The organism is Variovorax multivorans, assembly GCF_051216835.1.
Lineage (GTDB): Bacteria > Pseudomonadota > Gammaproteobacteria > Burkholderiales > Burkholderiaceae_C > Variovorax.
In genome coordinates this window covers 154,989-178,072 of sequence record NZ_JBPJZL010000009.1, presented here as the reverse complement: position 1 = coordinate 178,072, position 23,084 = coordinate 154,989, and the positions used below count along the sequence as shown (strand labels likewise).

The 23,084-nt window shown below is 66.9% G+C and carries 22 protein-coding genes; 8 read left to right on the top strand and 14 right to left on the bottom strand.

Annotated features, from left to right (window positions below; translation table 11 throughout):
- Window positions 1-2: 2 nt before the first annotated feature.
- From ACSFCA_RS24030 to ACSFCA_RS24005, 6 genes are all read right to left on the bottom strand, one after another.
- The gene (locus ACSFCA_RS24030; RefSeq protein ID WP_093056182.1) at window positions 3-206 is read right to left on the bottom strand and encodes a hypothetical protein; all 204 of its coding nucleotides are present in this window, start codon (window positions 204-206) and stop codon (window positions 3-5) included.
- Between the two features lie 193 nt (window positions 207-399).
- Window positions 400-1,788 (bottom strand): sigma 54-interacting transcriptional regulator, encoded by a 1,389-nt coding sequence (locus tag ACSFCA_RS24025; protein ID WP_435461028.1) that lies wholly within the window; start codon window positions 1,786-1,788, stop codon window positions 400-402.
- A complete protein-coding gene (locus tag ACSFCA_RS24020; protein WP_435461027.1) occupies window positions 1,785-2,411 on the bottom strand; it encodes a hypothetical protein in 627 nt (208 codons plus the stop codon). The genes ACSFCA_RS24025 and ACSFCA_RS24020 overlap by 4 nt, the downstream gene beginning before the upstream one ends.
- 100 nt (window positions 2,412-2,511) lie before the next feature.
- On the bottom strand, window positions 2,512-3,939 hold the full coding sequence (locus ACSFCA_RS24015; RefSeq protein ID WP_258351191.1) for a sensor histidine kinase: 1,428 nt from the start codon (window positions 3,937-3,939) through the stop codon (window positions 2,512-2,514).
- Entirely contained in the window at window positions 3,939-5,288 is a 1,350-nt protein-coding gene (miaB, locus tag ACSFCA_RS24010) for a tRNA (N6-isopentenyl adenosine(37)-C2)-methylthiotransferase MiaB (protein WP_435461026.1), read from the bottom strand. Before miaB ends, ACSFCA_RS24015 begins: the two co-directional genes overlap by 1 nt.
- 61 nt (window positions 5,289-5,349) lie before the next feature.
- Window positions 5,350-5,808 (bottom strand): hypothetical protein, encoded by a 459-nt coding sequence (locus ACSFCA_RS24005; RefSeq protein WP_435461025.1) that lies wholly within the window; start codon window positions 5,806-5,808, stop codon window positions 5,350-5,352.
- Between the two features lie 254 nt (window positions 5,809-6,062).
- On the opposite strand from ACSFCA_RS24005, the gene ACSFCA_RS24000 reads away from it, so the two are divergent.
- Together ACSFCA_RS24000 and ACSFCA_RS23995 are read left to right on the top strand one after the other, a co-directional pair.
- On the top strand, window positions 6,063-7,235 hold the full coding sequence (locus ACSFCA_RS24000) for an efflux RND transporter periplasmic adaptor subunit (RefSeq protein ID WP_258355358.1): 1,173 nt from the start codon (window positions 6,063-6,065) through the stop codon (window positions 7,233-7,235).
- A complete protein-coding gene (locus tag ACSFCA_RS23995) occupies window positions 7,232-10,396 on the top strand; it encodes an efflux RND transporter permease subunit (protein ID WP_097200106.1) in 3,165 nt (1,054 codons plus the stop codon). Before ACSFCA_RS24000 ends, ACSFCA_RS23995 begins: the two co-directional genes overlap by 4 nt.
- A gap of 235 nt (window positions 10,397-10,631) precedes the next feature.
- On the opposite strand, the gene ACSFCA_RS23990 is transcribed toward ACSFCA_RS23995, so the two are convergent.
- The 5 genes from ACSFCA_RS23990 to ACSFCA_RS23970 form a co-directional block, all read right to left on the bottom strand.
- The gene (locus tag ACSFCA_RS23990) at window positions 10,632-11,324 is read right to left on the bottom strand and encodes a Crp/Fnr family transcriptional regulator (protein WP_258351187.1); all 693 of its coding nucleotides are present in this window, start codon (window positions 11,322-11,324) and stop codon (window positions 10,632-10,634) included.
- Between the two features lie 53 nt (window positions 11,325-11,377).
- A complete protein-coding gene (locus tag ACSFCA_RS23985; RefSeq protein ID WP_097200105.1) occupies window positions 11,378-12,022 on the bottom strand; it encodes a histidine phosphatase family protein in 645 nt (214 codons plus the stop codon).
- A 19-nt stretch (window positions 12,023-12,041) separates the two neighbouring features.
- Complete coding sequence (locus tag ACSFCA_RS23980; protein WP_435461024.1) at window positions 12,042-12,659, bottom strand: DUF4136 domain-containing protein; 618 nt, start codon at window positions 12,657-12,659, stop codon at window positions 12,042-12,044.
- Between the two features lie 45 nt (window positions 12,660-12,704).
- Window positions 12,705-13,637 (bottom strand): tRNA 2-thiocytidine(32) synthetase TtcA, encoded by a 933-nt coding sequence (gene ttcA, locus ACSFCA_RS23975; RefSeq protein ID WP_435461023.1) that lies wholly within the window; start codon window positions 13,635-13,637, stop codon window positions 12,705-12,707.
- Between the two features lie 62 nt (window positions 13,638-13,699).
- Window positions 13,700-14,623 (bottom strand): LysR family transcriptional regulator, encoded by a 924-nt coding sequence (locus ACSFCA_RS23970; RefSeq protein WP_435461022.1) that lies wholly within the window; start codon window positions 14,621-14,623, stop codon window positions 13,700-13,702.
- A 100-nt stretch (window positions 14,624-14,723) separates the two neighbouring features.
- Here ACSFCA_RS23970 and ACSFCA_RS23965 point away from each other — a divergent pair, with 100 nt between their 5' ends.
- A complete protein-coding gene (locus ACSFCA_RS23965) occupies window positions 14,724-15,947 on the top strand; it encodes an MFS transporter (protein WP_435461021.1) in 1,224 nt (407 codons plus the stop codon).
- An 11-nt stretch (window positions 15,948-15,958) separates the two neighbouring features.
- Here ACSFCA_RS23965 and ACSFCA_RS23960 read toward each other — a convergent pair whose 3' ends face one another.
- Window positions 15,959-16,333, bottom strand: coding sequence for a dihydroneopterin aldolase (locus tag ACSFCA_RS23960; protein ID WP_093056387.1), 375 nt, complete (start codon window positions 16,331-16,333; stop codon window positions 15,959-15,961).
- Window positions 16,334-16,344: 11 nt separating this feature from the next.
- Window positions 16,345-17,124, bottom strand: coding sequence for an SDR family oxidoreductase (locus ACSFCA_RS23955; protein ID WP_435461020.1), 780 nt, complete (start codon window positions 17,122-17,124; stop codon window positions 16,345-16,347).
- A 23-nt stretch (window positions 17,125-17,147) separates the two neighbouring features.
- Between ACSFCA_RS23955 and ACSFCA_RS23950 the strand changes: the two genes are divergently transcribed.
- The 5 genes from ACSFCA_RS23950 to ACSFCA_RS23930 all read left to right on the top strand — a co-directional run bounded on the left by ACSFCA_RS23950 (window position 17,148) and on the right by ACSFCA_RS23930 (window position 22,617).
- Window positions 17,148-18,263 (top strand): class I SAM-dependent methyltransferase, encoded by a 1,116-nt coding sequence (locus tag ACSFCA_RS23950; protein ID WP_435461019.1) that lies wholly within the window; start codon window positions 17,148-17,150, stop codon window positions 18,261-18,263.
- A 643-nt stretch (window positions 18,264-18,906) separates the two neighbouring features.
- Window positions 18,907-19,800 (top strand): TauD/TfdA dioxygenase family protein, encoded by an 894-nt coding sequence (locus ACSFCA_RS23945; protein WP_435461018.1) that lies wholly within the window; start codon window positions 18,907-18,909, stop codon window positions 19,798-19,800.
- Window positions 19,801-19,822: 22 nt separating this feature from the next.
- Window positions 19,823-20,833, top strand: coding sequence for an ABC transporter substrate-binding protein (locus ACSFCA_RS23940; protein WP_258351178.1), 1,011 nt, complete (start codon window positions 19,823-19,825; stop codon window positions 20,831-20,833).
- Window positions 20,834-20,836: 3 nt separating this feature from the next.
- Window positions 20,837-21,751 carry an ABC transporter ATP-binding protein gene (locus tag ACSFCA_RS23935; protein ID WP_375338415.1) on the top strand — a complete coding sequence of 305 codons (915 nt, stop codon included), beginning with the start codon at window positions 20,837-20,839 and terminating at the stop codon, window positions 21,749-21,751.
- Complete coding sequence (locus ACSFCA_RS23930; protein WP_093078655.1) at window positions 21,748-22,617, top strand: ABC transporter permease; 870 nt, start codon at window positions 21,748-21,750, stop codon at window positions 22,615-22,617. Before ACSFCA_RS23935 ends, ACSFCA_RS23930 begins: the two co-directional genes overlap by 4 nt.
- Here ACSFCA_RS23930 and ACSFCA_RS23925 read toward each other — a convergent pair whose 3' ends face one another.
- On the bottom strand, window positions 22,618-23,010 hold the full coding sequence (locus ACSFCA_RS23925) for a DUF5329 family protein (RefSeq protein ID WP_435461017.1): 393 nt from the start codon (window positions 23,008-23,010) through the stop codon (window positions 22,618-22,620).
- Window positions 23,011-23,084 lie beyond the last annotated feature (74 nt).

Genomic DNA, 23,084 nt, shown 5'->3' with positions numbered 1-23,084 from the left:
ATTTACCAACGTTGCTTGTCGAGGGAAGGGGTGTCGCCAATGGCAGGAAAGCGCTTGATCACGCAATCCGGCTCAGCGCCGCCAGCGCTTGCGAGCGCGGCCAGCGAATGACCCGCCGCACGGGGCCGCGAGGGGGAAAACTGCTTTTGACGCAGGCCGTCGCGCTGCTGGCGCAGTGCGAAAGATGGGCTGGTGAGTGCTGTCATGCCTGTACAGGGGCAAACCCTGTGCCAGGCTGAAAAAACGCTTTCAGATCAACAGCTTGGAGCGATCTGAAGGTGTTTTTCGCGGGGAGAGGCTGCTGGAAGGCCTCAAAACCCCTGTTTTTGTCGCCGAATCCCGACAAGCCTTCTGGGCTGGTGGGGATAGGCCATATAAATCAACGACTTAGGTGCGTCGCTACTCGGCGACAGGGTCCCCGCCCGGAGCGACAGCATCGGCTTTGAAGTGGCCCGGCGTGAGTTCGTGCTTTTGCAAAAGCCGGTAGAACTCCGTGCGGTTGCGGTCGGCCAGGCGGGCCGCGTCGGCCACGTTGCCGTCCGTCAGTTTCAGCAGGCCGACGAGGTAATCGCGCTCGAAACGCTGCTTGGCTTCGGCATACGTCTGGACTTCGACCGTCGGCACGCGCAGCGCCCGCTGCACCAGCGCCAGCGGAATCAGCGGCGAGCTCGACAGCGCGCAGACCTGCTCGACCACGTTGAACAGCTGGCGCACGTTGCCTGGCCAGGCGGCCGTGGTCAGCGCCTTCAGCGCCTCGGGCGCAAAGCCCGACAGCCGCTTGCCGTACTTGGTCGACAGGCGCTGCAGGAAGTGATTGGCCAGCAGCGGAATGTCTTCGCGCCGTGCCGACAGCGGCGGCAGCGTGAGCGTCACCACGTTCAGGCGGTAATACAGGTCTTCGCGGAACTGGCCGGCTTCCATCGCGGCGTCGAGGTCGCGGTGGGTGGCCGAGACGATGCGCACGTCGACCTCGATCGACTGGCTCGCGCCCAGCGGCCGCACCGCGCGCTCCTGCAGCACGCGCAGCAGCTTGACCTGCAGGGCGGGCGGCATGTCCCCGATTTCGTCGAGCAGCAGCGTGCCGCCGTCGGCCTGCTGGAACAGGCCCTTGTGATTGGCGTGGGCGTCGGTGAAGGCGCCCTTCATGTGGCCGAACAGCTCCGACTCGAGCAGCGCTTCCGGAATAGCGCCGCAGTTCACGGCCACGAAGGGCTTGTCGGCGCGCGCGCTGGCCTTGTGGATGGCGCGCGCCAGCAGCTCCTTGCCGGCGCCGGAATCGCCGCGCAGCAGCACGGAAGCATCTGACTTGGCGACCATGCGCGCTTCGGCCAGCAGCTCGGCCATGCGGTTGCTGCGGCTCACGATCTCGGCGCGCCAGCTGTCGTCGCCGGCCTTGCTCGGCGTGGTGGCGGGGGCGCCGAGCGCCAGCGCCTGCGCGATCTTGTCGAGCAACTCGCGGCCGTCGTAGGGCTTGGTGAGGTAGGTGAACACGCCCCGCGCCGTGGCCTCGACCGCGTCGGGAATGGTGCCGTGCGCGGTGAGCAGAATCACCGGCAGCGAAGGGTGGCGCTTGCGGATCTCGTCGAACAGCTGGAGGCCGTCGCGCCCGGGCAGGCGCACGTCGCTCAGCACGAGTTGCGGATGCTCGATTTCCAGCTGCGTGAGCGCCGTCTCGGCCGATGTGACGGCCGTGACCTCGTAGCCCGCCGAGCTCAGCCGCATCGAGAGCAGCCGCAGCATGTCCGGGTCGTCGTCGACCACGAGAAGACGGGCGCCAGAGGTGCTCATTGGTTCGGTTTGCTTCCGGTAGGCGGCGCCGCAGGTGTGGCTGCGGCCGGGGTGGTGTTGGGCCGCGCGAAGCTGCGCTCGATGGCGCGCAGGGCTTCGATGCGGTCGTTCAGCTGGTCGATGCGGCGCTGGCTGTCGCGCAGCTGCTGCACCTGCTTGTCGCGGTCGTCCTCCACGCGGCGCTGCTCGATGTAGCGCCCAGCCAGGGCGCGCGCCAGCGGCTGCAGGGCCTGCGCCTCGGGCGCGGGGTTGGCAATCACGCGTTGCAGCAGGCCCAGCGCGCGCGCCAGATCGGCTGGCACGCGGGTCTGCGAGAGCAGCAGCGCCAGCTGCATCTGCGCCGTGGGCGAATCGCCGGGGTCGCCGATGCGCGCGATTTCCGTGCTCAGGTCGGTGCCGTTCAGCGGGCGCACCCTGTCGGCATACGACAGCATGGCCGCCTGCGGCCCCTGCGTCATCAATGTGAAGAGCGAAGAGGCAGGCTGCGTGGCCGGGGCCTTGGGCTCGGCCTCGACCGGCATCACGCGCGGCACGACTGGGGGCGGCGGCAGCGCATCGGCTTCCGCGGGCGGCTTGGGCTGCGTGGCGCAGGCGGCCAGCAGCAGGACGAAAGGCACGGTCATCGCCCCGGCGAAGGAGGAACGGCGGACGAACGAAAAAGGCATGGGTCGAAGAAAGGACGCGAGGCGGTCAGGCAGTGTTGGAGAGGGGAAGCCGGGGTGGTCAGGCCGTGCGCGGCAGTTCGATGCGAAAGCGAGCACCGGGACCGCCGGGCTGCAGAGTGATGCGGCCCCCGTGGGCTGCAATGTACTCCTGCACGATGGAAAGTCCGATGCCCGTGCCTTTCACCGTGTGCTCGGGCTGGCGTTCGCCGCGGAAGAAGGGTTCGAAGATCCGGTCGCGGTCGCCCTCGGCAATGCCGGGCCCGGCGTCGTTCACGTCGATGTGCACCGCCTCGGGCGTCCCCGACACCGCCAGGGTGATGACACCGCCCGTTACCGAAAAGCGAATGGCGTTGCTCAACAGATTGGCGATTGCGGTGCCGAGCTTGGTGCGGTCGACCGTCATTGCGATGGGCTCGCCCTCGGCGCGCACGCGCAGGCCGTGCGACTGCCACTGCAGGCGCTGCGCCTCGATCTGTTCCTCGATCAGCGGCAGCAGCTCGGTGCGTTCGCGGCGCAGCTCGCGCGCCTCGAAAGCGGCGGCGTTGAAGCGCAGCAGCGCCTCGATCTGGCCCTGCAGCGCCACGGTGTTCTGCTGCAGGATCTGAGCAACTTCGAGCTGCGCCGGGTTCAGCGGCCCGGTCACGCCGTCTTCGAGCAGCGAGACGCCCTCGCGCAGCGCGGCCAGCGGCGTCTTCAGCTCGTGCGACACGTGGCGCAGGAAGCGCGCCTTGTCGGCATCGAGCTCGGTCAGGCGCAGCCGCAGCCATTCGAGCTGCTGCGATACGCGCCGCACGTCGGCCGGGCCACGGATGTCGATGGGCTCGTCGAGCCGGTTCTGGCCCAGGCCGACGATGGCGTTTTCCAGCCGCTTGAAAGGCCGTGCGAGCCAGATGCCGAAGGCCAGCGCCAGCACCACCGCGAGCACGCTGGCGGCGACCACTTCGCGCATCAGCCGGCGGCGCGCGTTCTCGATGCGCTTGGCCAGCGCGTCGTTCTGCGTTTCGATCAAAAACTGCGCCTGCTGCGCGAGGTTGGTGTTGAGCGCATCGAGCTCGCGGAACTGCATGGCCATCGTGCTTTCGCGGGCGAGGGCGCTGTCGGCGTTGCCGCTCATCAGGCCCTCGATCACGCCGAGCTGGGTGCGCCACATCTCGATGCCGGCGGGCGCGAGGCCGTTCTTTTCCAGCCGCTCCAGCACCTGGTGCGCCTCGCGCGCCGCGTCGTCGAAGCGGCGGCGCAGCACTGCGTCGTTGAGCACCAGCGACTGGCGCCCCGCGCGCTCCATGGCCGCGCTGCGTTCGGCCAGCGACTGGGACGCGCCCGACAGGCGCAGCGCGCGCGCGGCCGCGTCGCGGCTTTGCGTCATCAGCACGTCGTACTGCAGCACCGAGCGCAGCGCCACGCCAACCAGCAGCGCGGTGATCAGCAAGAAGGCAAACAGCAGGAGCTGCTGGAAAGAGCCCCGTATGGAAGGTCGCTTCGCCATCAGTGGGCGAGCGCCGGCATCGACGATTCGCTCGTGACGACCTCGCCGCGCAGCGTGTAGGCCAGCGAGCGGGTGATGCGCAGATCGGTCATCTGGCCAACGAGCCTTGCGTCGCCTTCGAAGTTGACGACGCGGTTGCAGGCAGTGCGGCCCATGAGCTCGTTCGCGTCCTTGCGCGAGGCGCCTTCCACCAGCACGCGCTGCGTCGTGCCGACCAGCGCCTGGCCGAAGCGCTTCACGTTGGTGTCGATCACGGCCTGCAGCGTGTGCAGGCGCGCGAGCTTCACCTCGTGCGGCGTGTCGTCGTGCAGCGCGGCGGCAGGCGTGCCGGGGCGCGGGCTGAAGATGAAGCTGAAGCTGGCGTCGAACTGGCAGTCGTCGATCAGCTTCATCATCTTGTTGAAGTCGTCGTCGGTCTCGCCGGGGAAGCCGACGATGAAGTCGCTGGAGAGTGCAAGTTCGGGACGGATGGCGCGCAGCTTGCGCACTGTGCTCTTGTATTCCATGGCGGTGTAGCCGCGCTTCATTGCCATCAGGATGCGGTCGCTGCCGTGCTGCACCGGCAGGTGCAGGTGGCTCACGAGCTGGGGCACCTTCGCGTAGGCCTCGATCAGCCGCGGCGTGAACTCGTTCGGGTGGCTCGTGGTGTAGCGGATGCGCTCGATGCCGGGGATCTCGGCGACGTATTCGATCAGCAGCGCGAAGTCGGCGATCTCGGTGGTGTCGCCCATCTTGCCGCGGTAGGCATTCACGTTCTGGCCCAGCAGCGTGATCTCGCGCACGCCCTGGTCGGCCAGGCCGGCGATCTCGACCAGCACGTCGTCGAGCGGGCGGTTCACTTCCTCGCCGCGGGTGTAGGGCACTACGCAGTAGCTGCAGTACTTGGAGCAGCCTTCCATGATCGACACGAAGGCCGTCGCGCCCTCGACGCGCGCGGGCGGCAGGTGGTCGAACTTCTCGATCTCGGGAAAGCTGATGTCCACCTGCGGGCGGTTCAGGCGCTCGCGGTCGTTCAGCATCTCGGGCAGGCGGTGCAGCGTCTGCGGGCCGAACACGATGTCGACGTAGGGAGCGCGCGCGATGATGGCCTCGCCCTCCTGGCTCGCCACGCAGCCCCCCACGCCGATCTTCACGCCCTTGGCCTTCAGGTGCTTCACGCGGCCGAGGTCGGAGAACACCTTCTCCTGTGCCTTCTCGCGCACCGAGCAGGTGTTGAACAGGATGAGGTCGGCCTCGTCCACGTTCTGCGTGGGCTCGTAGCCCTGGGCTGCGTTGAGCACGTCGGCCATCTTGTCCGAGTCGTACTCGTTCATCTGGCAGCCGAAGGTCTTGATGAATACTTTTTTCATGGGGAACTCTCTCTGCCCTCCGAGGGTGGAGGGCTGCAGGTGCGCGCGGCGCGCCGCTGCGTTATTGCGTGTTGACGGTGTCGTTCGAGGTGAACGGCCAGATGCTCAGGAGCGGCTTGTCCAGCGACTCGCGGCTGGCCGTGGCTTCGTCGGGCGTGAGGATCCACACCTCGCGCAGCAGCCCGGCGGCGTCGCGCGTGTAGTTGACGAGGTACTTCTGGCCGACGATGGCGCCGGGCATCACCAGCATGTTCTGGCCGCTGCGGATGCGCGCGCCGGCGCCCAGGCGATCGGCCTTGCCGTCGAGTTCGACATCAGGCGCGTTGGTGACCATGAATTTGCCGCGCAAAGTGCCGATAGGGAAAGTGCGACCGCCAACGAGCGATTCGTTCTGGGTCTGCGGCCGGGGCACTTCGTCCTGGGCGCTGGCGGTGAGCGGGAAAAGGCCTGCAGCAGCAATGGCTGCTGTGCAAACTGCTATGAAAGTGAGAGCATTCGTGATTGTCTTGCAGCGGTTCATGGGGTTTATCCAGAGGCTGTGGAGCGGCGATTTTAGCGAGGGGGTGTGGTTCTCTCGCGCCGGCCACAGTCAGTTATGCGGGGCTTTGGGTTGACCTGCTTTACATTTCTTTACAGGCCCCGTGAACACCGAGAGTCAGCCGCTGATCCAATAGTCGCTGTCAGCCCAAAGTGCACAAAGAACCCATGAAGAAAAATGTCGCGGTCGCCCTTGCGGGCGTGTTGATCGTAGCCGTCGCAGGCGGGTGGTGGAGCATGTCCGGCGACAAGTCCGCCACAAAGAGTGCCAAGGCCCCGACAGCCAATGGCGGCGGCGGCGCGCCCGCGCTCGTGACGCTGGCCACGGCGCAGAAGCAGGATGTGCCGGTGACCGTGCAGGTCAATGGCAGCGTGGTGTCCCTCAACAGCGTCGACTTGCGCCCGCAGGTGACGAACACGGTGAGCGGGGTGCACGTGAAGGAGGGCCAGTTCGTCAAGTCCGGCCAACTGCTCTTCACGCTCGACGACCGCAACGACCAGGCCAATCTCGCCCGCGCCCGTGCACAGCAGCAAAAAGACGAGGCCACCATGGCCGACCTCGAGCGCCAGTACAAGCGCAGCCAGGACCTGGTGGCGCAGAACTTCATCGCCAAGAGCGCGGCCGACGCCACGCTCTCCCAGCTAGAAGCACAGCGCGCCGCCGTGGCCGCCGACCGCGCGGCCGTGCAGTCGGCGCAGGTGGCGCTGGGCTACGCCACGCTGCGCGCGCCCATTGCGGGGCGTATCGGCGCCGTCAACATCTATCCGGGCACGCTGGTGCAGCCAACGCTGTCGCTGGTCACCATCACGCAGCTCGACCCGATCGCCGTGAGCTTCCCGGTGCCCGAAGGCAACCTGCAAGACCTGCTGGAGGCCGCGCGCTCGCGCTCGAAGGTCGAGGCCGTCGTCACCGGCGGCAAGGCGCCGCTGAGCGGCACGCTCGACTTCGTCGACAACACCGTCGATCCGCAGATCGGCACGGTGCGCGCCAAGGCCGTGTTCGCCAACGCCGACCAGAGCCTGTGGCCGGGCCAGTTCGTCGGCACGCGCATCACGGTGCGCACGCTCAACGGCGTCACCGTGGTGCCGGCCGCGGCGCTGATGATGCTGTCCGAGGGAACTTCGCTCTATGTGGTCGACGAAGGCAAGACCGCCACGCGCCGCAAGGTGAAGACGCTGCACACCTTCGGCACCAAGGTCGCGGTCAGCGGCGTGGAGCCGGGTGAGCAGGTGGTGATCGAGGGCAGCCAGAACGTGCGCCCGGGCGGCAAGGTCCGCGTTGACGTCAAGGCGCCGGGTACGCCCGCCGAGCCTGCAGCGCCCGCCAACGGCACCACCGGCGTCACGCCGGGCAGCGCGGCCTCTTCGGACGGCGCTGACATCAAGCCGCCGAAGCAGGAACGCGCATGAACATTTCGGAGCTCTGCATCCGTCGTCCTGCGATGACGGTGCTGCTGTCTGCGGCCGTGGTGGTCATCGGCATCTTTGCGTACTTCAGTATCCCCGTTGCCGCGCTGCCCAGCTACAACACGCCGGTCATCAACGTCAACGCGCAGCTGCCGGGTGCGAGCCCGGACACCATGGCGTCGTCGGTGGCGCTGCCGCTCGAAAAGCAGTTCTCGACCATTCCTGGCCTGCAGACCATCAGCTCGGTGAACACGCAGGGCGTGACCTCGCTCACGCTCGAGTTCGTGAGCAGCCGCGACATCGACGCCGCCGCCGTCGACGTGCAGGCCGCGCTGCTGCGCGCCCAGCGCCAGCTGCCGCAAGAGCTCACGCAGCTGCCCTCGTACCGCAAGGTGAACCCGGCCGATGCGCCGGTGCTGTTCATCGCGCTGATCTCGCCGTCGATGAACCCGTCGGAACTCAACGACTACGCCGAGAACCTGATCTCGCCCACGCTCTCGACCATCGACGGCGTGGCGCAGGTGGGCGTGTATGGCCGCAAGGCTTTTGCGGTGCGCATCAAGGCCAACGCCGACCTGCTCAACGCGCGCAACATCACGCTCGACGAACTCGCCAAGGCGGTGAACTCGGCCAACGCCAACACACCGGTCGGCGTGCTCGACGGCCCGCGCCAGACGCTCACCATCCAGGCCAACCGCCAGCTCATGAAGGCGGCCGACTTCGCCAAGCTGATCGTCGGCCAGCGCAATGGCGCTCCGGTGCGGCTGGACGAGGTGGCCACCATCGAGGACAGCTTCGAGTCGGTCAAGACCGCCAGCAGCTTCAACGGGCAGGACTCGATTTCGCTCGCCGTGCAGCGCCAGCCCAACGCCAACACCGTGCAGGTAGTGGATGCGGTGCGTGCGCTCATCCCGCGCTTCAAGGCCGAGCTGCCGCAGTCGGTGGAAATCCAGATGGTGAACGACCGCTCGCTGTCGATCCGCGAGGCCGTGCACGACGTGCAGCTCACGCTGCTGGGCACCATCGCGCTGGTGGTGCTGGTGATCTTCCTGTTCCTGCACCGGCTGGTGGCCACGCTGATTCCGGCGGCGACCATTCCGATTTCGCTGATCGGCGCGGTGGCGCTGCTCTACGCCTTCGGCTACAGCCTCGACAACATCTCGCTGCTCGGCATCACGCTGGCTGTGGGCCTGGTGGTGGACGATGCCATCGTGGTGCTCGAGAACATCATGCGCTACGTCGAGAAGGGCATGGACCCGTTCGCGGCAGCGCTGCGCGGCGCGCGCGAGGTGGGCTTCACCATCGTGTCGATCTCCATCTCGCTGGTGGCCGTGTTCATCCCGATCTTCTTCATGCCGGGCGTGATCGGCCTGCTGTTCCACGAGTTCGCGGTGGTGGTGGCGCTGGCGGTGCTGGTGTCTGCCGTGGTGTCGCTCACGCTGGTGCCGATGCTCGCGAGCCGCCTGCTCAAGCAGGTGCCGCGCAAGGAGGGCGCGCTCGACCACGAAGAAGAGCACCCCGAGCCGGGCACGGCCATCGGCCGCGCATTCGAGCGCGGCTATCGCGCGGTGCACGGCGGCTACATGCGCACGCTCGACTGGACGCTGGGGCATCGCAAGGTGATGCTGATGATGGCGGCGCTCACCTTCGTCATCACGGGCTGGCTGTTCGCGACCATCCCGAAGGGCTTCTTCCCCGAGGAAGACATCGGCCAGATCCAGATCACCACTGAAGCGGCCGAAGACATTTCATTCACCGCCATGAAGGCGCTGCAAGACCGTGTGGCCGCAACGCTCAAGGACGACCCGAGCGTCGACTACGTGAGTTCCTTCGTCGGCGTCGGCGGGCCCACGGCCACGCAGAATTCCGGCCGGCTGTTCGCGGTGCTCAAGCCGCGCAGCGAGCGCCCGCAGATGGCGAAGGTGCTCGAGTCGCTGCGCCAGCGCTTCCGCGAGATCCCAGGCATCGCCGTCTACATGCAGCCGGTGCAGAACCTGCGCCTGGGCGGCCGCCAGAGCAAGGCGCGCTTCCAGTACACGCTGCAGAGCGTGAACGCGGGCGAGATGGTGCCCTGGTCTACCAGGCTCATGGAGCGCATGCGCGCCGACCCGGCTTTCCGCGACGTGACCAGCGACTCGCAGAACCGCGGCCTGCAGGCCACGCTCGACATCGACCGCGACAAGGCCGGCGTGCTCGGCGTGGCCGTTGGCGACCTGCGCACCGCGCTCTACAACGCCTACGGCGACCGCCAGATCGGCAGCATCTACGGTTCGAGCAACACCTACCAGGTGATCCTCTCGGCCGCCGACAACGACCGCCAGTTCGAGGAAGACGTCTCGCGCCTGTCGGTGCGCAGCACCACGGGCAGGCTGGTGCCGCTGTCGGCCTTCTCGACCGTCAAGCGCACCGTGGGGCCGACTTCGGTCAACCACCAGGGCCAGTTGCAGGCGGTGACGGTGTCGTTCAATCTCGCGCCCGACGTGCCGCTGGGCAACGCGACCGCGAAGATCGACCAGTTCAAGGACGAGCTGAAGATGCCGCAGTCGATCATCACCACCTACGGCGGCGATGCGGCGGTGTTCCAGAGCTCGCAGTCGAGCCAGGCCGTGTTGCTGGTGCTGGCGGTGCTGGTCATCTACGTGCTGCTGGGTGTGCTGTACGAGAGCTACATCCACCCGCTGACGATTCTGGCGGGGCTGCCCTCGGCGGCGGTGGGGGCGCTGATCTCGCTGAAGCTCTTCGGCTTCGACCTGACACTGATCGCGACCATCGGCATCCTGCTGCTGATCGGCATCGTGAAGAAGAACGCGATCATGATGATCGACTTCGCGCTCGACGCGCAGCGCACCGAGGGCATGCAGCCGGTGGACGCGATCCGCGAGGCCTGCCGCCTGCGTTTCCGCCCCATTCTGATGACCACGCTGGCCGCGCTGATGGGCGCGCTGCCGCTGGCATTGGGCCTGGGCGCCGGCGCCGAGTTGCGTCAGCCGCTGGGCGTGGCCGTGGTGGGCGGGCTGATCTTCTCGCAGGTGATCACGCTGTACATCACGCCGGCCATCTACCTGGCGCTGGACCGCTACAGTGGCACGGGGCCGATGGTCGATCTGCCGGGAGAGGCCAAGGCCGAAGCTGCAGCGGGCGGTCACGCCGCCTCGCACGCCTGACGGCGATCCAAAAGATGCCGGATGGTCATGAGCGTGAGCCACCCGGCCAGAAAGGACTTTGGCAGTCCTGCGAAACGTCACACCTGGGCCGTTGCCAATTGAAGGCGGGCCTCTTCTTCAACGGCTCTTCCCGTTCCCTCCTCCGCTCTTCCCATCCATGTGTGTGACGGGGTGAATGATGGCGATGGGGGAAGGTCTCGACGGTATCCAGCGATACAGGAAGTGGGCTTTTTTCTTATGGTGACGCATCGCGGAAACGCCGCAAGGCCGGCGCATTCGGGATGCTGACCTGCCGGGCCCGCGTTTCAATGAGCCCGTGTCCCGCCAGCGCATTCAACGTGCGGGTGACGGTGACGCGACTCAATGCCGTCATGGCGCCAATCTGCTCATGCGTCAGATCGACGGTGAGTTGTTTCGATGCCTGCGCCGATGGCAGGCGTGCCACACGCAGCAGTAAATCGATGACCCGCTCCTTGGGCGCCGCCGAGGCCACCCCGGCAAGCTTGGCGACGATCATGTGATTCTTGAAGCCGAGCAGCTGGATCAACGAGGTCGCGAGCTCGGGAAGCTCCGAAAATTGCTCCGCGACATCCGCCGGGCGATAGCGGCTGAGAATGGCCGGCGCGACCGCCCGGGTCGTCGTGGGCCGAGGACTGTCGGCAAACGCCGGGCCTTCGCCAAAAATCGCACCCGGTCCGAAGATCTCGAGCAGGAACTCCGAGCCGTTGCTTCGCTGGATCGTGGAGTGAACGAACCCCGATCGCAAAAGATAGAAGTAGTCGTGCCGTTCGCCTTCGCGCGCAATGGTGTCGCCGGCCTCCAGGGTGACGAAGCTTCCCAGATGCGTGGCGTCGGTCCACGGCGCAGACAGCGTCTGGGATGCATCCCAACTGGCGTACGCCGAGGGGGGCGAATTTGTTCTTTTCATGGGAGCGTCTTGCCCGGGTCGGAGAAAGGCAAGCGGCCCATCGTGCCGTCGCGCTAGGTCGTGGGCTCATCGAGCGGCGTGTCCGCCGCCAGGTGGGCGGTATCGCTCCAGCCCACCAGGCTGAAACCTTCCGGCGTCCACAGCATGCGGTTGATGGCTGCATTGCCCAGCTGCCAGGTGCGCGGCGCCTGCAGTGCCTGCCGGGTGGCGGCGCGGTACAGCACGTCCATCACGCCGCCGTGTGCAACCAGCACGACCAGCTCGCCCGGATGTCGTGCCGCCAGCTCGGAGGCCACGCCTGTCACGCGGTCGCGGAACACCAGCAGGCTCTCGCCGCCGTCGGGTTCGAACTCGGGGTCGCGCTCGCGCCAGAGCTTGGCCTGCACCGGCAGCGTGGCTTCGATCTCGGCGAAGCTCAGGCCCTCGAAATGCCCGAAGGCGCGCTCGCGCAGGCGCGGCTCGGGTTGCACGGCCAGGCCATGGGGCTTGGCGATTTCTTCTGCGGTCTGCCAGGCGCGAGAGAGGTCGCTGGCGTAGACGACACCAATCGGCTCGTCGGCCAGCGCACCGCCGGCGCGCCGTGCCTGCCAGAGCCCGGTCTCGTTGAGCCCGATGTCGAGCTGGCCCTGGATGCGGGTGTCGACGTTCCAGGCGGTTTCGCCGTGGCGAACGGCGATCAGGCGGGTGGCTTCTTCCATTCGCGGGATTCTAGAAGCGCTACTTTTGGGCCGCGGGCAGCTCGATGTTGACCCGGCGCTCGCCCTGCGGCGGGTTCGGAAAGTCCTGCAGCGCTGCCTGGAACATCACCGGCAGGATCGCCGCGCTCGAAGTGTAGGGGCCGTCGTTGCGGGCGCGGGTCTCGTAGACCACGCGGTTGGAGCCCACCTCGCGAAGCACCACGCTCACTTCGCGCTCGTACCAGGGGTTGGCTGGCGGCGCGAACGCCGGGCCGCCATACCAGCCGCCGCCGTACCAGCGCCGGCCGTAGTAGCCATAGCCGCCGTAGCCATAACCCCAGGGGCCGTTGTAGAGCCACGGATCGGCCCAGGGCGAGAGGCCGGCCGTCACGCGTGCGCCGATCTGCGCGGTGTACTGGGGCTTGGCGTCGTCGCGGCGCAGGCCGGCCTTGTCGAGCGCCGCGGCGGCCATGGCTTCGAGCGATTCCTGCCGCGCGCCGTCGGCCTGCTGCGAGGGCAGGCGGTCGAAGCGGTAGGTGGCTCCGGGCGCCACGGTGCCGGGGGAGGCAAAGCTCTTGACGTCGCTGTCGACCACCCAGGAGGTGGCGCAACCCGTCAGGCTTGCTGCAAGAAGAAGAGCAGAGAACGCAAGTTTCATGAGGGTCTCCGGGCGCAAAGCCCAAAATTCCCCTGGGTTGCCCGGTCAGCCCTGGACGATGCGCAGGGCGGCAGGTGCCTGGGAGAGCATATCGAAGGAGGGGGTGTCGAAGGCCTTGTCGCCATCGTCATCCGCCACGCCCGTCGCCTTCAGACCCTTGAAGTCGTGCCGTGTTCCGTCGAGCAGGTGCGAAGGCACCACGTTCTGCAGCGCAGTGAACATGTTCTCCACGCGGCCGGGGTACTTCTTGTCCCACTCGCGCAGCATTTCTCCGACCTGCTTGCGCTGCAGGTTTTCCTGGCTGCCGCACAGCGTGCACGGAATGATCGGGAACTCGCGGTGCTGGGCCCAGCGCACCGTGTCTTTTTCGGCCACGTAGGCCAGCGGGCGGATCACGATGTGCTTGCCATCGTCGCTCACCAGCTTGGGCGGCATGCTCTTGAGCTTGCCGGCGAAGAACATGTTGAGGAAGAAGGTCTGCAGCATGTCGTCGCGGTGGTGGCCCAGCGCGACCTTGGTGGCGCCCAGCTCGTCGGCCACGCGATACAGGATGCCGCGGCGCAGCCGGCTGCACAGGCCGCAGGTGGTCTTGCCTTCGGGAATCACGCGCTTGACGATGCTGTAGGTGTCCTGGTTCTCGATGTGGAAGTCCACGCCCAGGTCGCTCAGGTACTTGGGCAGCACCTCTTCGGGAAAGCCGGGCTGCTTCTGGTCGAGGTTGACTGCGACGATGTCGAAGTGAATCGGCGCGCGCGCCTTCAGCTTGAGCAGGATGTCGAGCAGCGCGTAGCTGTCTTTGCCGCCCGAGACGCACACCATGACCTTGTCGCCCTCTTCGATCATGTTGTAGTCGACGATGGCCTGCCCGACCTGGCGGCACAGGCGCTTTTCGAGCTTGTGCGTTTCGCGCTCGATCTTCAGGGAATTGGCAGTGGCGTCGGCGGCGGCGGGCGCCTCGTCGATCCAGACGGCGTTCATGGGCAGGCTACTTCGGGGAGTCGGGGGAAGGGGGTGATTGTCCCCGATCCCCATTCCGCACGCTACGCGGTGGGAAAGGCGGTGCGCATCGCCTCGACGAAGAGCCGCAGCTTCGCCGGATAGAAGCGCGCGTACGGGTACGCGAGGTACACCGGCGCGGGCGTCCCGCGCCACTGCGGCACCAAGTGCAGCAGCCGGCCCGCGGCGATCTCCTCGGTCAGCATCCATGTCGACGACACGCCCGCGCCCAGGCCCAGTACGGCGGCGCTGCGCAGGGCGTAGAGGCTGTCGGTAGTCATGCGCGGGCGGATCGGCACGCGGTACACCTCGCCGGTGGCCTCATGCGTCAGCACGACCTCGGTGCGGTAGAAGTTGCGCGCGGCCAGCCAGGGCAGGGCTTCCAGTTCGCGGGGGTGGGTGGGCACCGCGGCCGCGCCCTCGAAAAGAGAAGGCGCAGCAATCGCGATGCGTGGCACCTCGGACAGGCGGATCGCCACCACGGCCGGGTCAGTCACTTCGCCGACGCGAATCGCACAGTCAACGCCCTCGGCGATGAAGTCGGGCGTCTGGTCGTGCGGGCTGTCGTGCAGCAGCCATTCGACCGTCACCTGCGGATGGCGCTGCAGGTACCCGGCTAGCGGGCCGACCAGCAACTGCTGCCCGAAGGCATGCGGCGCCACCACGCGCAGCCGGCCCTCGGGCTGGTCGCCGACGCCGCGCAGCTCGGCCTCGAAGGCGCCCCAGCTCTGGATCAGCTCCTTGGCGCGATCGAAGCAGCGCTCTCCGTCCTCCGTGAGCTTCATCGCATGCGTGGAGCGCTGCAGCAGCCGCACGCCCAGCGAGCGCTCGAGCGCCTGCAGGCGGCGGCTCACGGTGGGCTGGGTGGTGCCCATCTGCGTGGCCGCGGCTGACAGGCTGCCGGCCTCGACGATGCGCACGAAGGTCTGCATCAGCTCGATGCGGTCGGCGGGAGCGGGCTTTTCCATACGCCAAGCGTATATCAATTGTTCGACCCGGGAGGCTACCTTTGGCTGCTGCAGCCCTGCAAACTCCAGCCCTTGTTTCCTGGTTATTAGGGTTAATACTATGTCTTCCATTCAATCAACGCATGAGCGACTGCCCGGCTCGCTGATCCTGCTGCTGGCCGCCAGCGCCGGCTTCGGTGTCGCAGCGCTTTATTACAGCCAGCCAATGCTGGGCGTGCTCGGGCCCGACATCGGTGCCTCGGCCCGCTCCGTGGGTTTCGTCCCCACGCTCACGCAGCTGGGCTACGCGCTCGGCATCCTGCTGCTCGCGCCGCTGGGCGACCGCTTCGACCGCCGCCGCATCATCCTCGTCAAGGCCTCGGTGCTGGTGCTGGCGTTGCTCGGCGCGGCTTTTTCGCCCTCGGTCGGCCCGCTGCTGGCGGCCAGCCTCGTCATCGGCCTTGCCGCCACCATGGCGCAGGACGTGGTGCCGGCGGCCGCCACGCTGGCGCCCGAGGCGCACCGCGGCAAGATCGTCGGCACGGTGATGACGGGGCTGCTGCTGGGCATCCTGCTGTCGCGCGTGCTCAGCGGCTTCGTGGCCGAGCACTTCGGCTGGCGCACGATGTTCGTGGTCGCGGCGGCCAGCATCGCGTTCATCGGCGTTGCCGCCGCGCGCGGCCTGCCGCGCCTGCGCCCGACCACGCACCTTGGCTACGGCGCGCTGCTGGGCTCGCTGGCGGATCTGTGGAAACGCCATAGCGCGCTGCGCCGCGCCGCCTTTGCGCAGGCCCTGCTGTCGGTGGGTTTCAGCGCCTTCTGGTCGACGCTGGCCGTGATGCTGCACGGCGCACCCTTCCATCTTGGCAGCGCGGCTGCCGGCGCCTTCGGCCTGGCCGGCGCAGCGGGTGCGCTGGCCGCGCCGCTGGCCGGTCGCCTGGCGGACCGCCGCGGCCCCGAGCTGGTGATCCGCATGGGCGCCGTGCTTGTCGTGGTGTCGTTCGCAGCCATGCTGTTTGCGCCGCTGATGGCGCTTGCCGCTCGGCTGGGGTTGATCGTGGCCAGTGCCATCGGCTTCGACTTCGGGCTGCAGGCCGCGCTGATTGCGCACCAGACCGTGGTCTACGGCATCGACCCCGGTGCGCGCAGCCGGCTCAATGCGGTGTTCTTCACCGGCGTGTTCATCGGCATGGCCACGGGTTCCGCGCTCGGCGCCCTGGTGCTGGCGCAGTGGGGCTGGTCGGCCGTGGCCTTGCTGGGGGCGGTGTCGGGGCTGGGTGCGCTTGCCGTGCGGATGTGGCCCGTGGCCGTCAAGCCCGCCGTGGCCTGTGGTTCAGCGGCCTGAGGAGCCGTTGCTCACCACTCGCCGGCTTCCATGCGGATCGCCACTTCGCAGTCGTCGAAGATTTCGAGCTTGGCGATCTTCACGCGCACGCCCACCACGCCGGGCAGCTGCAGCAGGCGCTGCACCAGCTTGCCGATCAGGCTTTCGAGCAGGTTGACGTGCTCGGCCGTGCACTCTTCGATGATGATGCGGCGCACCTTGCGGTAGTCGAGCACGTGGAAGATGTCGTCGTCCTGCGGCAGCAGCGGCTGCGGGCCGAGGTTGAGTTCGGCATCGACCAGGATCGGCTGCGGCGCTGTCTTCTCCTGTTCGAGGATGCCCAGGTTGGCGTCGAAGCGCAGGCCCTGGAGGGTGAGTGTCTGGTGGCCTTGCGAGGGAGTGGACATGGTGGTGGTGCTCACATGAGCGAGAAATCGCGCTCGAATTTCATCAGGTGCTGGCCGCCGTCCACCAGCAGGGTGGTGCCGGTGATCGAGCGGTTCTCCAGTGCGAACTTCACCGTGGCGACCACGTCGTCTGGCGTGGAGGAGCGGCCCAGCGGCGACAGCTTGTGCAATTGCGCGAACTTGTCGTCGTCCAGCATGTGGCTCGCCAGCGTGAGGCCGGGCGCCACACCCACCACGCGCACGCGCGGCGCGAGGGCCAGGGCCAGCATCGGCGTGGCGGCTTCGAGCGCGGCCTTCGACAGCGTGTAGCTCAGGAAGTCGGGGTTCGGGTTCCAGAGCTTCTGGTCGAGCAGATGGACGACCGCACCTTGCGCGTCGCGCGCCGCCAGGTGTTCGTGCAGCGCCTGCGCCAAGAGGATGGCCGCGCCGGTGTTGCTGCGCGCATGGCGTTCCATGAGCGCGTAGCCGAAGGTGGCGGCTTCGTCGTGCTCGAACAGAGCGGCGCTGTGGACCACGGCATCGACGCTGCGAAAGCGCGCGACCACGCGAGGCAGCAGGGAGCGCGTGGCCTGTTCGTCTTCGAGGTCGGCGGCGAACAGGGCCGAGTCGCCCGAGAGCGCGGCGCAGTCGGCCACTGTCTGCTCGGCTTCCGCCAGCGAAGTCCGGTAGTGCACCGCCACTTGCCAGCCGCCTGCGGCAAGCCCCAGCGCGATCTCGCGGCCCAGCCTGCGGCCTGCGCCCGTGACGAGAACGGTGCGGCGGGAGGCAGGGGCTTGGGAAACGGGGCTCATGCGGGGAGAGGGAGAATGGCGCTGTGACGACAAAGACGACCCCCAGCAGTTTACCCACCGCCCTCGACCACCTCATCGCGCGTTCCGTCGAGCGCGCGGGTGGATGGATCGGGTTTGACCGCTTCATGGCGCTCGCGTTGTATGCGCCCGGCCTGGGCTACTACGCCAACACTTCGGCCAAGTTCGGGCACATGCCTTCTTCGGGCAGCGACTTCGTGACGGCGCCGGAACTCACGCCGATGTTCGGGCAGACCCTGGCAGCGCAGGTGGCCGAGGCGCTGGAGAAGACGGGGACCGACACGGTGTGGGAATTCGGTGCTGGCTCTGGTGCATTGGCGGTTCAGCTGCTGCATGCGCTCGACGAGATGGGGCGCACCGATGTGCGCTATCGCATCGTCGATCTCTCCGGCACGTTGCGGGAGCGGCAGCAGCAGGCGCTGGTGCGGTATGCGGATCGTGTCGAGTGGCTGAACGAGCTGCCTGAGTCGATGGAAGGCGTGGTGGTTGGAAACGAAGTGCTCGATGCGATGCCGGTGCAATTGCTGGCGCGGGTGGGTGGGCAGTGGTTTGAGCGTGGGGTGGTGCGCAATGCGCAGGGCGACGGTTGGACCTGGGCGGACCGCCCTACCGAACTTCGCCCGCCGCTCGATGTGGCTGGCGAGCATGACTATCTGACGGAGGTTCATCCGCAGGCTCGGGCTTTTATCGCGACGCTGGCGGACCGGCTTCGGAAGGGGGCGGCTTTTCTCATCGACTACGGATTTCCCGAGGCCGAGTACTACCACCCGCAGCGGCACATGGGTACGGTGATGTGCCACCGGGCGCATCAGGCTGATGGTGATCCGCTGTCCGACGTGGGCTACAAGGACATCACTGCGCATGTCGACTTCACTGGGATCGCGTTGGCCGGGCAGGACGCGGGGCTCGTGGTGCTGGGCTATACGAGTCAGGCGCGGTTTCTGCTGAATTGCGGGTTGTTGGCTCGGATGGAAGCCGGGTCTGTCGCCGAGCGGGCGATGGCTGCGCGGTTGATCCATGAGCATGAGATGGGGGAACTGTTCAAGGTTGTCGGGTTTGCTGTTGGGGAGCCTTGGGATGCGATGGGGTTTGTTGAGGGGGATCGCAGTCATACGCTTTGAGTGTTGTGGCTGTTTGTTTTCCCGGGGCCGGGACTCGCCCCGGCGGGCGACCTACTTTTCTTTGCTTCGCCAAAGAAAAGTAGGCAAAAGAAAGGCGACCCCACTGTCTGCGACCCCTTCGCTGTGCGAAGGGGCAACCTGCGGTGCTCGCGTTTCGCGGGGTCTCGCCCAAACTCGCTTCGCTCAGACAAGGGCGAGCCCTGATCCGCGAAACGCTGCGCTCCTCGGCGCAGCCAGAGGGGGTTGGAGACAACTCGGGCCTTTGCTTCGCTCGGCTTGGTATTGGCTGTTGGAAGTTCGAAGGCCGAGCGCAGCGATGGCCTGCTGGGCTCCCCAATCCCTTCTGGCTGCGCCGAGGAGCGCAGACGTAGGAGGGATCAGGGCCGCAGCTGTCTGAGCGCAACGCAGTGGAGCGAGTTCTGCGGACCCCCTCCGGAGTCGAGCACCGCAGGTTGCCCGAAGCGAAGCGTAGGGACGCAGACAGTAGGGTCGCCTTTTCTTTGGCTACTTTCTTTTGGCGAAGCAAAAGAAAGTAGCTCGCCCGCCGGGGCGAGACCCGGCCCCGGAACCCAAACATCCAAAGTCATAAGCTATCAACGAAGAGTTCGTTGGAGAAGCCCCCCTCGACCCCTACATTCCCGGCATGACAGCCGTTCTTTCCAGCAGCAGGCCCGAGCCCGCCGCACAGCACTTCGAAGTGCGCCCCTTCGACGCCCCCGTAGGCGCCGAAATCATCGGCCTCGACATCTCGAAGCCAATCAGCGCCGAAGACTTCGCCCGAATCCACAAAGCCCACCTCGACCACCACGTCCTGGTCTTCCGCAACCAGCAGATCACCCCGCAAGAGCACATCGACTTCAGCCGCCGCTTCGGCCCGCTCGAAATCCACGTCTTGCACCAGTTCCAGCTGAAGAACCACCCCGAGATCCTCATCGTCTCCAACATCAAGGAGAACGGCGAGCCCATCGGCCTCGGCGATGCGGGCGTCTACTGGCACTCCGACATTTCGTACAAGCCCAATCCCAGCCTGGGCTCCCTGCTGCATGCACAGGAGCTGCCGAGCGAGGGCGGCGACACGCTGTTCGCCGACCAGCACCTCGCCTGGGAATCGCTGAGCCCCGAGCTGCAGCAGCGCATCCTGCCGCTGAAGGCCGAGCACAGCTACCTCGCCAAATACGAAGAGTTGCGCGCGAAGAACCCGTGGCGCCCCAAGCTCTCGCAAGCGCAGATCGACCAGGTCGCGCCCGCCGTCCAGCCTGTCGTGCGCACGCACCCGGAGACGGGCCGCAAGGCGCTGTTCGTCAGCGAACATTTCACGACGCGCATCGTCGGCCTGCCGCAGGACGAAAGCGATGCACTGCTCGCTGAGCTGTTCGCACACAGCGTGAAGCCCGAGTTCGTGTACCGACACCAGTGGGCACCGCACGACCTTGTGTTCTGGGACAACCGCTCGCTGATGCACCTCGCAGCGGGTACGCCAGACCACCTGCGCCGCCGCCTCAACCGCACCACCATCGTCGGCGACACGCCTTTCTGATCTTTCTTCCGGACCCCCGTCAATGAACCGCTTCACCCGCAAAGCCGCCGCGCTCGTCACCGGCCTCGGCCTTCTCGCTGGCAGCCTCGCTGCACACGCCGAAGGCCAGATCCGCATCGCCGAGCAGTTCGGCATCGTCTATCTGCTGCTCAACGTTGCGCAAGACCAGAAGCTCATCGAGAAGCACGCCAAGGCCGCGGGCGTCGACGCCAAGGTCGAATGGGTCAAGCTCTCGGGCGGCTCGGCCGTCAACGACGCGCTGCTGTCCGGCAACATCGAGATCGCGGGCGCCGGCGTGGGCCCGCTGCTCACGCTGTGGGATCGCACCAAGGGCAAGCAGAACGTAAAGGGAGTGGCCTCGCTGGGCAACTTTCCGTACTACCTGGTGAGCAACAACCCGAACGTGAAGACGATTGCCGACTTCACCGACAAGGACCGCATCGCGTTGCCCGCCGTGGGCGTGTCGGTGCAGTCGCGGGTGCTGCAGTTCGCCTCGGCCAAGCTGTGGGGCGACAAGGAGTTCAACCGGCTCGACAAGATCAGCGTGGCGCTGCCGCACCCCGATGCGGCTGCGGCCATCATCAAGGGCGGCACGGAGATCACGGGGCACTTCGGCAATCCGCCGTTCCAGGAGCAGGAGCTCGCGGGCAATCCGAATGCGCACATCGTGCTCAACTCGTACCAGGTGCTGGGCGGTCCGTCGTCGGCGACGGTGCTCTATGCGACGGAAAAATTCCGCAGCGAGAACCCGAAGACGTACAAGGCCTTTGTCGATGCGCTCGACGAGGCGGCGAAGTTCGTCACGGCCAACCCCGAGAAGGCTGCCGACATCTACCTGAAGGTGAGCAACGCGAAGCTCGACCGCGATCTGCTGCTGAAGATCATCAAGAACCCCGAGGTGCAGTTCAAGACCACGCCGCAGAACACGTACCCGCTGGCGGAGTTCATGCACCGTGTGGGCGCGATCAAGAACAAGCCGGCTTCGGTGAAGGATTACTTCTTCGACGATGCGCAGAATTCGTCGGGGAATTGATCGATGAGCACGGCAGCGGCTTTGCCTTCCCGGGGTGAATCCCTCTCCCATCGGGAGAGGGCGGGGGTGAGGGGGGAGCCTCTGGCATCGCCACCCGCCCTCACCCCAACCCTCTCCCGCGAGCGGGAGAGGGGGCAAGAAAGCGCACCGCTGCTGCAGGTGGACGGTGTCAGCCTCGAATACCGCACCCCCGAGCGAGTCGTCCGCGCCACGCACCGCGTGAGCTTCGACGTCCACGCCGCCGACCGCTTCGTGCTGCTCGGCCCCTCGGGCTGCGGCAAGTCCACGCTGCTGAAGGCCGTGGCGGGCTTCATCCCGCCGGTCGAAGGCGAGATCCGCCTCGAAGGCCGACGCGTGACGCAGCCCGGCCCCGACCGCATCGTCGTGTTCCAGGAGTTCGACCAGTTGCCGCCGTGGAAGACCGTGAAGCAGAACGTGATGTTCCCGCTGCTGGCCTCGCGCACGCTCGGCAAGAAGGAAGCCGCCGAACGCGCGCTGCACTACCTCGACAAGGTCGGCCTTGCAAAGTTTGCCGACGTGCATCCGCACCAGCTCTCGGGCGGCATGAAGCAGCGCGTGGCCATTGCCCGTGCGCTTGCGATGCAGCCGCGCGTGCTGCTGATGGACGAGCCCTTCGCCGCACTCGACGCGCTCACGCGCCGCAAGATGCAGCAGGAACTGCTCGAGCTGTGGGACGAGGTGCGCTTCACGCTGCTGTTCGTCACGCACTCGATCGAAGAAGCGCTGGTGGTGGGCAACCGCATCGCGCTGCTTTCGCCGCACCCGGGGCGCATGCGCGCCGAGATCAACAGCCACGGCTTTTCGCTTGCCAGCTTGGGCGGTGCGGAATTCCAGGGCACGGCGCAGCGTATCCATGACATGCTTTTCGAGGAAGAGCACGAGGAGGCTGCGGCATGAGCGCCATCGTTCCTCCCATCCGCCCCGAGTACGAACGCACGCTCGAGCCCTTCACCGAACTACCGGTCGAACGCACGCTGCCCCTGGGTGCACGCATTTGGTCGCAGGCCTGGCTGCGCAAGGGGCTGATCCTCGCCGTCATCGCTGTGCTGTGGGAGCTCGCGGCCCGCTGGCAGAACAACGACCTGCTGCTGCCCACCTTCACCGCCACGGCGAGCGCGCTGTTCGAAGGGCTTGCCAGCGGCGAGCTGATCGAGAAGGTGCGCATTTCGCTGGCCGTGCTGCTGCAGGGCTACCTCGCGGGCGTGCTGCTGGCCTTTGCGCTCACCACGCTCGCGGTGTCGACACAGATCGGCCGTGACCTGCTGGACACGCTCACGTCCATGTTCAATCCGCTGCCCGCCATCGCACTGCTGCCGCTGGCGCTGCTGTGGTTCGGGCTGGGGCGCGGCAGCCTCGTGTTCGTGCTGATCCATTCGGTGCTGTGGCCGCTGGCGCTCAACACCTATGCGGGCTTCCAGGGTGTACCCGAGACGCTCCGCATGGCGGGGCGCAACTACGGGCTGAAGGGCCTGCGCTACGTGCTGCAGATCCTGGTGCCGGCTGCGCTGCCGTCGATCTTGTCGGGCCTGAAGATCGGCTGGGCCTTTGCGTGGCGCACGCTGATCGCGGCCGAACTGGTGTTCGGTGCCTCGTCGGGCAAGGGCGGCCTGGGCTGGTACATCTTCCAGAACCGCAACGAGCTGTATACCGACCGTGTGTTCGCGGGCCTTGCGATGGTGGTACTGATCGGCCTGCTGGTCGAGAGCCTGGGCTTCAAGACGCTGGAGCGGCTCACGGTGCGCCGCTGGGGCCAGCAGCGCTAGCTAGCCGCTGGTCTTCTTCGAGGCCTGTCGCATGGCGCGCAGCTCGCTGTTGAGGAATTCGTTGGCGTCACGCACCGTGCCGTTGTTGAGCTTCACCTTGTAGGCCTGCCCCGTCATCTCCGAGCGCGATGCGCAGCGCTCGATGAAGTCTTCGGCCGTCACCAGCTCCTTTTTGAAGTAGTCGTACTTGGCTTGCATGTGCTTGGCGGCGTCGGCGGCGGTGTATTCGTTGCCGTTGCGCATGAAGACCATGGCCGACATTTTCGAGATGCGCTGGATCAGCGTGTCGATCAGCTTGTCCTCGGCGTCGGAAGGGGTGGCGTGCGCCAGCAGGGCCGAGGCGCCGAGCAGGAGGGCGAGCAGTGCGGTGCGCAGGAATTTGAGCGAGGCCATTTGTTTTGTCTCCTGGCAATTTCCGGGCCATGCTAGGGCTGGCGCCCCCGCCGTGTCAAACCCGGCCCGGCTCG

Excerpts from the sequence above, each read along its gene's own strand:
- ACSFCA_RS24025 (WP_435461028.1), bottom strand. The coding sequence starts at position 1,788 with ATGAGCACCTCTGGCGCCCGTCTTCTCGTGGTCGACGACGACCCGGAC.
- ACSFCA_RS24005 (WP_435461025.1), bottom strand. The coding sequence starts at position 5,808 with ATGAACCGCTGCAAGACAATCACGAATGCTCTCACTTTCATAGCAGTT.
- ACSFCA_RS23925 (WP_435461017.1), bottom strand. The coding sequence starts at position 23,010 with ATGGCCTCGCTCAAATTCCTGCGCACCGCACTGCTCGCCCTCCTGCTC.
- ACSFCA_RS23935 (WP_375338415.1), top strand. The coding sequence starts at position 20,837 with ATGAGCACGGCAGCGGCTTTGCCTTCCCGGGGTGAATCCCTCTCCCAT.
- ACSFCA_RS23945 (WP_435461018.1), top strand. The coding sequence starts at position 18,907 with ATGACAGCCGTTCTTTCCAGCAGCAGGCCCGAGCCCGCCGCACAGCAC.
- ACSFCA_RS24020 (WP_435461027.1), bottom strand. The coding sequence starts at position 2,411 with ATGACCGTGCCTTTCGTCCTGCTGCTGGCCGCCTGCGCCACGCAGCCC.
- miaB (WP_435461026.1), bottom strand. The coding sequence starts at position 5,288 with ATGAAAAAAGTATTCATCAAGACCTTCGGCTGCCAGATGAACGAGTAC.
- ACSFCA_RS23955 (WP_435461020.1), bottom strand. The coding sequence starts at position 17,124 with ATGAGCCCCGTTTCCCAAGCCCCTGCCTCCCGCCGCACCGTTCTCGTC.
- ACSFCA_RS24000 (WP_258355358.1), top strand. The coding sequence starts at position 6,063 with ATGTCCGGCGACAAGTCCGCCACAAAGAGTGCCAAGGCCCCGACAGCC.
- ACSFCA_RS23995 (WP_097200106.1), top strand. The coding sequence starts at position 7,232 with ATGAACATTTCGGAGCTCTGCATCCGTCGTCCTGCGATGACGGTGCTG.
- ACSFCA_RS23930 (WP_093078655.1), top strand. The coding sequence starts at position 21,748 with ATGAGCGCCATCGTTCCTCCCATCCGCCCCGAGTACGAACGCACGCTC.
- ACSFCA_RS24030 (WP_093056182.1), bottom strand. The coding sequence starts at position 206 with ATGACAGCACTCACCAGCCCATCTTTCGCACTGCGCCAGCAGCGCGAC.
- ACSFCA_RS24015 (WP_258351191.1), bottom strand. The coding sequence starts at position 3,939 with ATGGCGAAGCGACCTTCCATACGGGGCTCTTTCCAGCAGCTCCTGCTG.
- ACSFCA_RS23980 (WP_435461024.1), bottom strand. The coding sequence starts at position 12,659 with ATGAAACTTGCGTTCTCTGCTCTTCTTCTTGCAGCAAGCCTGACGGGT.
- ACSFCA_RS23985 (WP_097200105.1), bottom strand. The coding sequence starts at position 12,022 with ATGGAAGAAGCCACCCGCCTGATCGCCGTTCGCCACGGCGAAACCGCC.
- ACSFCA_RS23960 (WP_093056387.1), bottom strand. The coding sequence starts at position 16,333 with ATGTCCACTCCCTCGCAAGGCCACCAGACACTCACCCTCCAGGGCCTG.
- ACSFCA_RS23970 (WP_435461022.1), bottom strand. The coding sequence starts at position 14,623 with ATGGAAAAGCCCGCTCCCGCCGACCGCATCGAGCTGATGCAGACCTTC.
- ACSFCA_RS23990 (WP_258351187.1), bottom strand. The coding sequence starts at position 11,324 with ATGAAAAGAACAAATTCGCCCCCCTCGGCGTACGCCAGTTGGGATGCA.
- ACSFCA_RS23940 (WP_258351178.1), top strand. The coding sequence starts at position 19,823 with ATGAACCGCTTCACCCGCAAAGCCGCCGCGCTCGTCACCGGCCTCGGC.
- ACSFCA_RS23965 (WP_435461021.1), top strand. The coding sequence starts at position 14,724 with ATGTCTTCCATTCAATCAACGCATGAGCGACTGCCCGGCTCGCTGATC.
- ttcA (WP_435461023.1), bottom strand. The coding sequence starts at position 13,637 with ATGAACGCCGTCTGGATCGACGAGGCGCCCGCCGCCGCCGACGCCACT.